10 protein-coding genes are annotated in these 12,896 nt (G+C 30.9%); 5 read left to right on the top strand and 5 right to left on the bottom strand.

The genetic code is table 11. The features are described from left to right. Window positions 1–145 precede the first annotated feature (145 nt). The 4 genes from C8N26_RS13195 to C8N26_RS13180 are packed head-to-tail and all read right to left on the bottom strand — an operon-like array spanning window position 146 to window position 5,617. Window positions 146–742: a hypothetical protein gene (locus C8N26_RS13195; RefSeq protein ID WP_120187664.1), complete on the bottom strand. Its 597-nt coding sequence runs from the start codon at window positions 740–742 to the stop codon at window positions 146–148. Window positions 743–753: 11 nt separating this feature from the next. After that, window positions 754–1,644 (bottom strand): hypothetical protein, encoded by an 891-nt coding sequence (locus tag C8N26_RS13190; RefSeq protein WP_147418512.1) that lies wholly within the window; start codon window positions 1,642–1,644, stop codon window positions 754–756. A gap of 12 nt (window positions 1,645–1,656) precedes the next feature. Beyond that, window positions 1,657–2,529 carry a DUF4412 domain-containing protein gene (locus C8N26_RS13185; RefSeq protein WP_170141660.1) on the bottom strand — a complete coding sequence of 291 codons (873 nt, stop codon included), beginning with the start codon at window positions 2,527–2,529 and terminating at the stop codon, window positions 1,657–1,659. 13 nt (window positions 2,530–2,542) lie between these two features. Then, window positions 2,543–5,617, bottom strand: coding sequence for a thiol-activated cytolysin family protein (locus C8N26_RS13180; protein WP_120187661.1), 3,075 nt, complete (start codon window positions 5,615–5,617; stop codon window positions 2,543–2,545). A 369-nt stretch (window positions 5,618–5,986) separates the two neighbouring features. On the opposite strand from C8N26_RS13180, the gene C8N26_RS13175 reads away from it, so the two are divergent. The 3 genes from C8N26_RS13175 to C8N26_RS13165 all read left to right on the top strand — a co-directional run bounded on the left by C8N26_RS13175 (window position 5,987) and on the right by C8N26_RS13165 (window position 9,135). Beyond that, window positions 5,987–6,727, top strand: coding sequence for a LytR/AlgR family response regulator transcription factor (locus C8N26_RS13175; RefSeq protein WP_120187660.1), 741 nt, complete (start codon window positions 5,987–5,989; stop codon window positions 6,725–6,727). Between the two features lie 7 nt (window positions 6,728–6,734). Beyond that, window positions 6,735–8,234, top strand: a complete 1,500-nt coding sequence (locus C8N26_RS13170; protein ID WP_120187659.1) for a sensor histidine kinase — start codon at window positions 6,735–6,737, stop codon at window positions 8,232–8,234. A gap of 112 nt (window positions 8,235–8,346) precedes the next feature. Next, window positions 8,347–9,135 carry a tRNA pseudouridine synthase A gene (locus tag C8N26_RS13165; RefSeq protein ID WP_120187658.1) on the top strand — a complete coding sequence of 263 codons (789 nt, stop codon included), beginning with the start codon at window positions 8,347–8,349 and terminating at the stop codon, window positions 9,133–9,135. A gap of 49 nt (window positions 9,136–9,184) precedes the next feature. Here C8N26_RS13165 and C8N26_RS13160 read toward each other — a convergent pair whose 3' ends face one another. After that, window positions 9,185–10,327: an acyl-CoA dehydrogenase gene (locus tag C8N26_RS13160; protein ID WP_120187657.1), complete on the bottom strand. Its 1,143-nt coding sequence runs from the start codon at window positions 10,325–10,327 to the stop codon at window positions 9,185–9,187. Between the two features lie 94 nt (window positions 10,328–10,421). Between C8N26_RS13160 and C8N26_RS13155 the strand changes: the two genes are divergently transcribed. Continuing rightward, window positions 10,422–11,486 (top strand): anhydro-N-acetylmuramic acid kinase, encoded by a 1,065-nt coding sequence (locus C8N26_RS13155; protein WP_120187656.1) that lies wholly within the window; start codon window positions 10,422–10,424, stop codon window positions 11,484–11,486. Between the two features lie 182 nt (window positions 11,487–11,668). Further along, on the top strand, window positions 11,669–12,895 hold the full coding sequence (locus tag C8N26_RS13150) for a Glu/Leu/Phe/Val dehydrogenase dimerization domain-containing protein (protein ID WP_120187655.1): 1,227 nt from the start codon (window positions 11,669–11,671) through the stop codon (window positions 12,893–12,895). Window position 12,896 lies beyond the last annotated feature (1 nt).

Below are 12,896 nucleotides of genomic sequence, written 5' to 3'. Positions count from 1 at the left end.
GCCCATTAGCGCCGATGGTACTGCCACTGGTGGGAGAGTAGGTCGTTGCCTTTCTTTTAAACCTCAATCTTTTAGTAGATTGAGGTTTTTTTTTGCTCTATATTTTAATGAAAATTCTTTTCTTTGAAAATGTTTTACCTATAAATTATAGGTTGTTGAGTTCACTTTTATCTAGCTTATCAATAAGGCTCCAAAGTTCATCATTACTTAAGTTATAACTTTTTAGAGTTATACCAAAGCGCATATCGTATAAAAATAATACTCTATAAAAATTATCTTTCTTTGCATAGGTCTCTAAAACTTTTAATCCGTTCCGTTCGTAAGTTTTTTCGTAACCAGAAGCTTTATTGCTATTAATTTTCATGTTTTGAGCCATATAATGGGTGTTTATAGCTAATAAGCCATCTTTACTTGCTCCATCTACAATTGTGATTTCGAGCTTTTGATTTTCATCGTTTTTATAAATTGCTCCTGCAGAAGCAATACTGTTTTGCGAAATACGGCTTGTGGTAAAGGTTTCTCTTTTGAAATTACCCAAATTTTCTGGTAGCCAGTTTTTAAGTTGAGCTTCAGTAGCAGGTTCTGTGGTTTTTAAGCGCTCTCTAAAATCGTTAGACTTAGGTGCTTTTTTTACTGCTTTTACAGTTTCTTGAAGAATTTCTTTGCTTTCTTTTTTATTGGTATTACATGACCAAATAAAGAATAAGAGCAGTATGATAAAATATGTTTTTTGTGGTTTCATTTGTATAGTTGTTATTTAGGTATACATTTAAGCTTTCCATTTTCATTCGCTATTTCTAATGTTTTTTTAATTTGAAATTCTGGGGTGAACATTTTACCAACTAAATCTAAAATTGACATTTCAGGGTAAATACTGTTTTCTCCTTTATAACCATCTAATAAACCTAATTGATTGTTTGCTTTTAAAAACGTATTAAATAGTTGTAAGTGAGGGTCTTCTTGTATGAACTCTTCTAGGCCATATTTTCTTGTATCTTCAGCATGCTTTGTAAGAAGTGTTTGCTCTTCTATAGTAAGGTCAGACCATTTTTTACTTAAAGAAGGATCTCTACTCTTATTATAATGTTCAACAATATCATTAGTTTTGTATAAATAATCTCTTATTTCTTTATAAGTACCAAAAAAGTAATTTCCAATTTTTACTTCATATTGTAGAAGAAGATCAACATCTACACTTCCATCATTAGATAATCCATAAAATTCTTGTGGGCAATAGTTAATAGCGGTACCCGCAAAAAGTATCATAGATTCTATACCTAACCAATCTTTCTTTTTGCAAGGGTCTGTTTCAGTTTCAGCTTTCATATCACAATAGGCTAATACTTCTGCGTAGGCTCCCATGATTTGTAAACACTTTCCTGTTTTAGATTCATTGGAAAATTTTTTTAAAGCTTCAGAAAAATTATCCATTAACATTTTAAGTTTTGGATCGTCTGATTTTTTAGTTATTTTATTGTTTAGATTATCTACCACTTTTTTATCATCTTTTTCTTCAGTAGTTTCTACAGGTTTTCCAAAGCCATCTTTTACAGCTCCTAAAATGTCATCAAGATTTATTTGACTCATTGTATGTGGTATACTAAAGCAATACACAATTGCTAGTATGGATAGTATTTTTTTCATTATGCTTTGTTTTTAGTTTTTAGAAAAACCTTGTGAGCTATACTCTCTCTTATTAATGTTTAAATCCTGCTGATCTATTGCAGTACACACCATGTTAAAAGCATTTTTCTTACCGTTATTTGATGTGTGATCCATTTCCATAAACATGGTGTTTTTACCAATAGGTAAAATACCGTCAGGCACATTACTCATATTATTCATGCTACCTAAGAAGCCAACGGGAGTTTTATCGGTAAGCCAAATTTTTGTGACACCTTCATTAGAGGTTATTTTGTAACCTTTACAATAATATCCTAATATTGTTTTACCAGGAATAGAAGTTACTTTGGCATCACTTTTAAAAGTATTTGCTTTTTGTTCTGCTTTTTTTAGGTATTTACTCATTGTTTTATTATTCATAGGTAAATTCATAGCTGTTTTTTGCTCTCCGTTATCACTAAAAAGAACCATAAGTTTGTTATTCATATCTATAACGGTAATGTTGTTTTGTTGACCATCTTCCATTTTATTTCCAAAGTATTTTTCATTGGGCTCTAATAAATATTTCATTTCGGTCTCATCTTTATTTGTAGTTACTTTCATAGTACATACATATGAAAATTTATAAGTATCAGGAACTGCATCTAATCCACCACCAAACATTTTAGATATATTTAGGGGTGCTGAACCTTCATTGTTATTTTTGTTTTTTTTAGATGGGTTACTTGTTGTAGCACTATCTATTACTTGTTCTGTTTTTTTACTTACTACTTCATCAGTTTTTTTAAGAATAGTTCGTTCTGCAGCTTGTTGCGCTTTTTTCTTTAATTTTTTAAAAAATTGAGCTTCTGCTGAATAACTGATACTTAAAAAAAATAATATTGCTAAAATGTGTTTTGTTTTCATGATTTTATGTTTTTTAATTGATGATTTCAAATCGTATCCAGGCAGCTCCGCGGTGACGGTCATTTAAATTTGGGCGTCCTAACACAACAGGACCTTCTAAAGCGTTTCTATCCGTTTTCTTAAGCCATAGTGTTGTCCAAGCTAAACCATAATCCTTAAAAACTGTTTCGCTAGGGCTGTACACTCCAGTATCATAAAATGTTTTATCAAACAAGATTTGATTTCCTTGTTGTTGTCTTAAAATTAGAAGGTCGGCTAATACCTCTATAATGTTAACTGTAGTTTCTCCGTTAAATAAAACTAATGGTTTATCATCTGTATATTCCTTTAACCAGGAATAAATTGTAAATTTTGAATTTGGATTTTGTAATTCATCTGGAGTAATTTCAAAAACTAATGAATTTGAAATATTGCTAAACCTTGTAAGGGTTTCGTCTACATGTAATTGATTATTTATGTCACCACATATCAAAAGGTTTTCATTATAAGGGAGTATATTATTACAATTTTCATTAGAAAAGGTTTTAATATCTTTTTCAACTGCAATTTTCTCTTTATTGTTTACTAGATATTCAACTGATTGTTGAAAACCGTAATCATCTGGATTAGAGCCTCTATCTCTTTTATTTATACACAATAAATCAGTTAATGTAACTCTAATTTTAGTATTAGTGTTAATTGAAGGAGAGCATGTTCTTACGGTTTGTTTTAAAATACTGGTTACTCCCAAAGGTTGACCAGCCATGTTTTTAAGCTCATAAGATATGGGCCTAGCATTAGTTGCTACATCGGATTCTGTTTCAAGATATTCACCTAAAACAATTTTTTCTTGCGCTATTGAAGCATTAATTGATTTAAACGCAGCTGTGGTATCACCCCCGTAAAGTAATGCCTTTATACTAAAATTACTTTCTTCATTTAAATAGGAAATATCTGTTTCTAGTTTAGCCTTGTGTACTAATGTGTTCAATTTAGCCTCTAAACTACCAGCTATTTCCTTTAGGTTGTATTTAGATTCTATTACAACTATGGCTTTTCTTCCGTAGTTTACTCTTGAGATATAAATAAGGTCGTTAAAGTTAATGTCTTTGTTTGAAATAAAAATTTTTGTTTTATCAAAACTATTTAAATCTATAGAAAACATGTGTTGTGTTAGATCATATAAATAATAGTGGTAATTTTCTTTGAAATCAATATTTAGTTCAGCTTGTATAGCTGCAATCTTATTGGAATATTTCCCCATAAGTTTAAAAGAAAATTCTTGTTTGGAATGTATCTCCTTGTAGACTGGTGCACCAAACATTGATATATCATTTTCACCTGTTACGAGGGTGTTTATAGCTTCAAGAATATTACTGTTATCGTGGGGTTGAGATACTTCAACAGACCTAGATCCATCCCCAAATGCTGTTATATTTAGTTTTATTGGGTTTCTCTCATTTTTAAAAACATTATATTCTCCTTTAATATAATCTCTGGCCTTTAAAATAACACCAGGCATCATCCAATCAGGAGCAGCGTTAAGAGCAAATTCTGAAAAAGAATTAGAATTAGAATTGTATTCCATTGTTTTAGTAACACAAACAGTATTATTTTTTTCATCTTTTTCTTTGGTTGGCTCGCCTAAAATATTACTCACGTTTTTTAAAGGGTAAGTAATATCAATAACCTCAAGTTTAGAATAACCATAATTTTCATTATCTGCATTACCAAACTCTATCCGTTTTAAACTTTGTTGCCTTATATATTCTTCGTTATCAAATTCGAATTCTTGTTGAATTCCAGAGTTTTGATTGAATTCTTCTTGATGTTCACTTGCTGATTCTTTTAGGGTTTCTGTTGATTGAGTATTTGGATCATTATTAATAGGGTTTAATTCTAATAAGTTAGAATTGTTGTTTGAAGTTGATTGTGTTTCTTCACTTGGGTTGCCTGATAGCAATAAATGAGAATTATTACCTGTATTTTCATTAGTTGAAACTGTTGTTAATGGCTCAATACCTATAGGTTGTATATACAATTGTCCGTTCCTTAGCATTATATCTTTTGTAGGTGTGTTAAAAGTTGTTTTGGTTTCAAAGTAATTGCCTGAAAGAGTAGAACCAGATGCTTTTAAAATTTGTTGTTGTACTTCATTAAACCTTAAGTTTTCTGTAATGTATTCATGTTCAAAATCAAATATCATCTGAGCATTTTTCTCAGGGAGTAGTGTATAGTTTCCGTACGTATTAAGATCAATAAATTGAGGTTTTTTAACATCTGAAAATTCAACAGGTCTTAATTCATGATTGCCTGAAATAGTGCCTAAAAAGGTTTTGGTATTTGGATAGACATTTTTTAAGTTAGGTATTTTTTGAAGATTTGATACCGAATTAATATCTAAAACTCTATTTGTTTTTCGGTCTACAATCATTGCAATTTGTATATCATTGGTAGATGAGACGATTGTAAAGTTAGCAAAGCCCACTTTAGCATCGTAACTAGAGTCGTTAATACCGCCACCAATTGAAACCATAGTAGGCTGCATTTTAAATCTAGGAAGGTTAAGTATTAGCTTATCATCTAAGCGTATTTTTAGTTTGCCCATTTTACATTCTATTGTTACATGACGCCAAACGGGTTCTAGGGTATAAAACTCTTTATAGAAATTTTCGGCATTACCTGGTTGTGGTTGCGCCCAACTAGTTGATATCCCGTTTCGTTTTATAATGAAAGGTTGGTAACGAATGTCGTTATGTTTATAACCATATTTTCCGTCCCATAATCTCACAGGAATACGTTGCCCATAAATAGAACTAGTTTTTCCAAAAAAAACATCAAACTCTATGATAAAATCACCATTAAGGTAGTTGTTGGTTTGATTGTTAATTATAGGTTTAATAATACTACCGTGCTTAAGACTTATAAATTTGTAACCGTCTTGTTGTTCTACAGTAGCCATACCTGTAACGACATCCCAATTACTTGGAAAGTCACCATAGGAATCGTTAGCTAGATTATCTTGATAGGTTTGAGCAAACCCTGCAAAACTTGTATATAAACTTAATAAGAAAGTGAAAATTAATCTGTTTGTTATTACTTTTTTCATTTTTAGTAGACTTTATTTACGGTATAACACGTAAATTATTTTTGTATTGATTGTAGTTTATTATGATAAAGGGGCTAACAAAAGCATCTATTTTTGGCTTTTTAGTACATAAAAAGGGAAATAAGAGGAGATATAACACTTAAAAATAGCTCAAAAGAATACCGAAGTACTGGCTAACTTTATAAGTTCAATAAAAGACTTTATAATTTGTTAAATTGAACTTGTAAACTGTATTTAGCAAATTTAAAATATTTAAAAATCAGAATATGAGGTCTTTGTATGTATTTGTGTGGTGAAAATAACTGAATATGAAAGGGATTGGTTTATAAAGAGTTATTATAAGTATATTTAAGAAAATAAAGGAGTAGTATGATTCGGGCAATTATCATAGACGATGAATTTAACGCTGTTAAAAACTTGAAATGGGAGATAGAAAGCTTTTGTAGTGATATAGAAGTATGTGATACTTTTACCAATCCTGTTGAAGCAATTTCAGCTATTAATTATCTAAAACCCGATTGCGTTTTTTTAGATATTGAAATGCCCGAAATGGATGGATTTCAACTTTTAGAAAGACTTACTTTTAGAGATTTTGATTTAATTATTACTTCAGCTTACGATAATTATGCAATTAAAGCTTTTAAAGAACATGCAGTAGATTATTTATTAAAACCAATTGATTCAGAAGATTTACTAAAAGCGGTAGATAGAGTTCGAGAAAATCAGAAACGTAATGTTTTAGGTAATCAGCTAAAAAACATAATTAAATCGTATGTGCCTGAGAAAAAGTTTTCGCGTTTAGCACTACCTACACTAGGGAAAACCATTTTTGTAAATTTTGAAGATATCATATACTGTAAGTCGAACGGAAGCTATACAGAAGTACACTTGAATACGAACAGTATGGAGATGCTGTCAAAAAAATTAAAAGAAGTAGAAGCACAAACCAACGATTCTTTCTTCAGGGTTCATAATTCGTATTTGGTTAATTTACATTATGTAAAAGAATATGTAAAAAATGAAGGTCCGTATTTGGTGTTAACCACTGGTGAAACAATTCCTATCTCTAGAGCAAAGAAAAATGAGTTATTACAAGTATTAAATTCGTAATCTTACTTTGAAAGAATCTGCTTTAACATATTTTTTAAGTGAACCACATCAAAATGGTTTCTTGACTTTTACTTTAGGTGTCCTTTTTATTCTAACGGTTTACCACTTTTTATTATATTTTCAGCATAAAGACAAGCTTTACCTTTTATATAGTGGATACACTTTTTTTATTATTCTTTCTCAATTGCAACACCTCAGAGAAGGCTTTTTATTTGAATTTTTACAACCTATATCAGAAGTAGTAAAATATCCAGAAGTATATACTGAAATGTATTATTTTATTTATGCATTTTTTGCTTTCAAGCTTTTAAATATAAAAAAAGAACTGCCTTTATGGTATAAAAGATGTTTTAAATGGTTGTATGTAATTATAATTTACTGTGTTCTAAAACTTATGGTTTTTATAATTATAGGAGGAAATTGGGATATTTTACAAAAAGGATATTTACTCTTTACAATTGCGATGAGTATTTTAGGAATAGTAATGTACATTCCTTTTTTTAAATCAAAAAGTAAACTAAAGTACTATATGATAATAGGTTCAATGGTACTTTTTATAACTTCGGTAACCTCTTTACTGTACTATTTAAGCTTAATTAAACAAGGTCAAAGTATTGAGGCAGCGTATAGTATTTTATATATAGGTTTTATAGTAGAGAATATTATTTTTTCTTTAGGACTAGGACACAAACAAAAGTTAATTTTAGAAGAGCGTAATGAATCGCAGCAGCAACTACTTAAACAGTATGCTGAAAACGAAGAATTACGAGAAAAGGTTCAAAAAAAATTAGAATTAGATGTGGAAGCTCTTAGCAAACAAGCAGAAATTAAAAAACTAGAAACAGCTAAAATACAGTACGATAAAGAGCTGGCTGAGTTGAAGGTTTCAACATTACGAAATCAAATGAATCCACATTTTATCTTTAATTCCTTAAACTCTATAAAACGATATATTATTGATAACGATAAAAAAGAAGCCGTCTTTTATCTCAATAAATTCTCAAAACTTATTCGGAAAATTTTAGCGAGTACGATAGAAACAGAATCTTCTTTACAAGAGGAGCTTGAAATTTTAGAGTTATACATGAGTATAGAAAATACAAGACTAGATAATACGGTAGATTTTTCATTAAGTGTAGATGAATCGTTAAACTTAACGGCTATAAAAGTACCTCCTTTAATCACGCAGCCATTTATAGAAAATGCTATTTGGCACGGACTCGCATTAAAAAAAGGAAATCGTAAATTAACTGTTCAGGTTTTAAAAGTGAATGAAAATCAAGTACAAATAGATATTACAGATAATGGAATAGGAAGAGTAAAATCAAGAGAAATTAAAGAAAAAAAAATACACAAACGTACTTCTGTAGGAATAAAACTAACTGAAGAACGCCTACAACATTTCGCTAAAAATTGTAAAAGTAAATCCAACATTATTTTTACAGATTTGTATACCCAAAATAAACCAACAGGAACAAAAGTATCAATACTAATCCCTTTGGGATAAGCTGAAAATATAACTCAAATGCATGCCATATTTATTTTGTTAAAAACTGTAGTTTTGCCAATTAAAAAACAACTTGTTGTGATTTTACAACTCAAAATGAATAAAATTCAGAATGAATTATAAATATGCTTATTTAGTTCGATTTCAATATTTAGGATTTCGTTTACACGGTTGGCAAAAGCAGCCAAATTTAAAAACAGTTCATTTTTTTGTTGATAAAACATTGAAATTCGTGTGTAAAGGAATTCGTTGTAAATCAGTGGGAGTTGGGAGAACAGATGCTAAAGTATCATCAACCGATTATTATTTTCAGTTGTTTATTGACGAAAAATTAGATGAACCTTTTTTTATGGAAGATTTCAATCGAAATTCTCCTTCTGATATTCGTGTAGTAGCAGTTGAACAGTTGCACGATGAATCATTTAATATTATCCAACATCCAAAAACAAAAGAGTATCGATATTATTTTTCTTACGGAGAAAAGAATCATCCTTATTGCGCAGCTTTCTTAACAGGGTATTTAGAAGAGTTGGATGTAGAATTGATGAAACAGGGAGCTCAATTGTTTCAAGGGAATCATAATTTTAAACATTATTGTACTAAACCATCACCTGAAACAAAAGTTGAAAGAGAAATTGATGTTTGTAAGATTGAAGAAAACACTGAGTTAACAGCTTCTTTTTTTCCTGAGAAAAGTTATGTTTTAATTATCAGAGGAAGCGGATTTTTACGAAACCAAATCCGTTTGATTATGGGTGCCTTAGCAGAATTAGGTAAAGGAAATTATGATTTGGAGTTTATCAAGAGAAGTTTGAGTCCAGAGAATAGTAATATTGATTTTATGAAAACTATCGCGCCAGCTTCAGGGTTACATTTGCATAAAGTAGAATTCAAAAAATAAAGCTTGTCGATCGACAAGCTTTATTTTTTTACTATATTTTAGAGTAGAATTAGTCTCTAATTAAACTTCTTGAAATTACAATTTTTTGAATTTCTGAAGTTCCTTCGTAAATCTGAGTAATTTTTGCATCACGCATTAAACGCTCAACATGGTATTCTTTAACGAAACCGTTACCTCCATGAATTTGAACAGCTTCAACAGTTTGTTCCATTGCTACTTTAGAAGCGTACAACTTAGCCATAGCACCTTCACGGTCGTAGTTTTCACCAGCATCTTTCTTGCAAGCAGCAGCCATTACTAAATGACGAGCAGCAGCAATTTCAGTATACATATCAGCTAATTTGAAAGCGATAGCTTGGTGGTTGCAAATTTCAGTTCCGAAAGCTTTACGCTCTTTAGAATATTTTAAAGCTAATTCGTATGCTCCAGAAGCAATACCTAAAGCCTGAGCCGCAATACCAATACGTCCTCCAGATAATGTTTTCATTGCAAACTTAAATCCGAATCCGTCTTCTCCAATACGGTTTTCTTTTGGAACTTTTACATCGTTAAATTGTAACGTGTGTGTATCAGAACCACGAATACCTAATTTATCTTCTTTAGGTCCAACGTGGAAACCTTCCATACCTTTTTCAACGATAAAAGCATTAATTCCTCTATGACCTTTAGCTCTATCAGTTTGAGCAATTACTAAATAAGTATCTGCACGTCCACCGTTAGTGATCCAGTTTTTAGTACCGTTTAATAAATAGTAATCTCCTTTGTCTTCAGCAGTAGTTGCTTGAGAAGTAGCATCAGAACCTGCTTCAGGTTCACTTAAACAAAAAGCACCAATTTGCTCACCAGTAGCTAATTTTGTTAAGTATTTTTGTTTTTGCTCTTCAGAACCATAAGCTTCTAAACCGTAACAAACTAATGAATTGTTTACAGAAACCATTACTGAAGCTGAAGCATCAATTTTTGATAATTCTTCCATAATTAATACGTAAGAAATAGCATCCATACCACTTCCTCCATATTTAGGATCTACCATTACCCCCATAAAACCTAATTCACCCATTTTACGTACTAATTCGTCAGGGAATTGTTGTTTTTCATCTCTTTCTATAACTCCAGGCAATAATTCGGTTTGAGCAAAATCACGTGCAGCATCACGAATCATTAAATGCTCTTCTGTAAGATTAAAATCCATTATGTTTTTATATTTTATTAAATTATTCGTAAAAATTGTGCTCAAAGATACTTTTTTAATAGCAATTTTTCAATAGAGTTGTTATTTTTACTTCATGCAAGAAAAATATATTTACTGCATCGGTTTGATGTCAGGAACTTCTTTAGATGGTGTCGATTTAGCTTATATAAAAATGCATAACTCTTTGTATAAAGATTTTGAAATTTTAAAGGCAGAGACCATTTCGTATTCAAAAGAATGGAAAACTAAATTACAAGAAGCAATAAATTACAAGGATAAAGACTTAAAAGAGTTAAATATTGAGTATGCTGAGTTATTAGGAGAAATTTTAAATAATTTTATTAAAACACATACTATAACCAATTTAGACTTTGTTGCATCGCACGGACATACAATTTTACATCAGCCAGAGAATGGAATTACACTACAAATTGGAGATGGACAAATTATAGCCAATCGTACTCAGCAAAAAGTAGTGTGCGATTTTAGAACTCAGGATGTACAATATGGAGGTCAAGGTGCGCCTTTGGTGCCTATAGGAGATCGATTATTATTTGCTGATTACGAATACTGTGTAAACTTAGGAGGATTTGCAAATATTTCTTATGAGAAAAATAATCAAAGGATTGCTTTTGATATTTGTCCTGTGAATATTGTTTTGAATCATTATACACGCATTATAGGATTAGAGTATGATAATGAAGGGAAAATAGCTTCTGAAGGAACAATTAATGTAGAACTATTAGAGCGATTAAATCAACTTTCTTTTTATAAAAAAACTCCTCCTAAATCATTAGGGTTAGAGTGGGTTCAGAAAAATATCTTTCCTTTAATAGATGAATATGAGACCGATATTCCTACAATTTTGAGAACTTTTACTGAGCATGTTGCTGTTCAAATAGGAAATAGTGTAAAGAAAAATACTACCATTTTAATTACAGGAGGCGGAGCGTTCAATACGTTTTTAATGAAGAGAATAGAATTTTATGCAAAAACAAAAATCAAACAAGCAGATAAAGAACTTATCAATTATAAAGAAGCGCTCATTTTTGCTTTATTAGGGGTGTTAAAAGTTCAAAACAAAGTAAATTGTTTACAATCAGTAACAGGCGCAAAAAAGGATCACTCTTCAGGTGAAATATTTTATCCCAAGAAATAACATAAACTATTTTGAGTAATGTTGTTTTTTATAATAAATTTGTTCGGTAACAACTAAATAACAAAAGCTACACTAAAATGAATCAACTTTAGCTCCCCTTTGGGGAAAATAATTACAGAGGTTTTTTGAAAATGAAAAAGAAATTATATAAAGTTGAAAATCATCTATAACAAAACTAAACAATGAAAGAATTACTTAAGAGATACGAAGAAAAACAACCAGAAGTAGTGTTTAATTGGAAAGATCCAGAAACTGAAGCTGAAGGTTGGACAGTTATAAACTCGTTAAGAGGTGGTGCTGCTGGTGGTGGTACACGTATGCGTAAAGGGTTAGATAAATACGAGGTAACATCACTTGCTAAAACAATGGAAGTGAAGTTTACAGTATCAGGTCCAGCTATTGGAGGAGCAAAATCAGGAATTAATTTTGATCCACAAGATCCAAGAAAAAAGGGTGTTTTAGAGCGTTGGTATAAAGCGGTAGCTCCATTATTGAAAAATTACTACGGAACTGGTGGAGATTTAAATGTTGATGAAATCCACGAAGTAATTCCAATTACTGAAGATAGTGGTGTTTGGCATCCGCAAGAAGGGGTTTTTAATGGACACTTCAAGCCTACAGAAGCAGATAAAATTAACCGTATAGGTCAGTTACGTCACGGAGTTATTAAGGTATTAGAAGATAAAAATTTATCTCCTGATATTACAAGAAAATATACTGTTGCTGATATGATTACAGGTTACGGGGTTGCTGAAGCAGTACGCCATTACTATGATATTTATGGAGGAACTGTAGTAGGTAAACGTGCCGTTGTTCAAGGTTTTGGTAATGTAGGTTCTGCAGCTGCTTACTATTTAGCACAAATGGGAGCTAAAGTTGTAGGGATTATTGATCGTGTTGGTGGAGTAATTAAAGAGGAAGGATTTTCTTTTGAAGAAATTCAAGAAATGTTCTTAAATAAAGACGGTAATACCTTAGTTTCAGAAAATATGATTCCTTTTGAAGAAATAAACGAGCGTGTTTGGAACTTACCATGTGAAATTTTTGCACCGTGTGCAGCTTCAAGGTTAATTACTCAAGACCAAATTAATAGTATGATAAAATCAGGTTTAGAAGTAATTTCTTGTGGAGCAAACGTTCCATTTGCAGATAAAGAAATTTTCTTCGGGCCAATTATGGAAGATACTGATAAAAAAGTAAGTCTAATTCCAGATTTCATTTCTAACTGTGGTATGGCAAGAGTATTTGCTTATTTTATGGAAAGAAGAGTAGAAATGACAGATCAAGCTATTTTTGAAGATACTTCAAATACAATAAAAAAAGCATTACAAAGAACGCATGCCAAAAGTGCAGCAAAAACTCAAATAAGCGAAACCGCTTTTGAAATTGCTTTGAAAGAGCTAGTATAGT

It is taken from the genome of Tenacibaculum lutimaris (assembly GCF_003610735.1).
GTDB classification, from domain to species: domain Bacteria; phylum Bacteroidota; class Bacteroidia; order Flavobacteriales; family Flavobacteriaceae; genus Polaribacter; species Polaribacter lutimaris.
Note: the sequence above shows the minus strand (reverse complement) of the source record. Positions and strands in the feature narration are given on the sequence as shown.

Excerpts from the sequence above, each read along its gene's own strand:
- C8N26_RS13180 (WP_120187661.1), bottom strand. The coding sequence starts at position 5,617 with ATGAAAAAAGTAATAACAAACAGATTAATTTTCACTTTCTTATTAAGT.
- C8N26_RS13190 (WP_147418512.1), bottom strand. The coding sequence starts at position 1,644 with ATGAAAAAAATACTATCCATACTAGCAATTGTGTATTGCTTTAGTATA.
- C8N26_RS13150 (WP_120187655.1), top strand. The coding sequence starts at position 11,669 with ATGAAAGAATTACTTAAGAGATACGAAGAAAAACAACCAGAAGTAGTG.
- C8N26_RS13155 (WP_120187656.1), top strand. The coding sequence starts at position 10,422 with ATGCAAGAAAAATATATTTACTGCATCGGTTTGATGTCAGGAACTTCT.
- C8N26_RS13175 (WP_120187660.1), top strand. The coding sequence starts at position 5,987 with ATGATTCGGGCAATTATCATAGACGATGAATTTAACGCTGTTAAAAAC.
- C8N26_RS13160 (WP_120187657.1), bottom strand. The coding sequence starts at position 10,327 with ATGGATTTTAATCTTACAGAAGAGCATTTAATGATTCGTGATGCTGCA.
- C8N26_RS13185 (WP_170141660.1), bottom strand. The coding sequence starts at position 2,529 with ATGAAAACAAAACACATTTTAGCAATATTATTTTTTTTAAGTATCAGT.
- C8N26_RS13195 (WP_120187664.1), bottom strand. The coding sequence starts at position 742 with ATGAAACCACAAAAAACATATTTTATCATACTGCTCTTATTCTTTATT.
- C8N26_RS13165 (WP_120187658.1), top strand. The coding sequence starts at position 8,347 with ATGAATTATAAATATGCTTATTTAGTTCGATTTCAATATTTAGGATTT.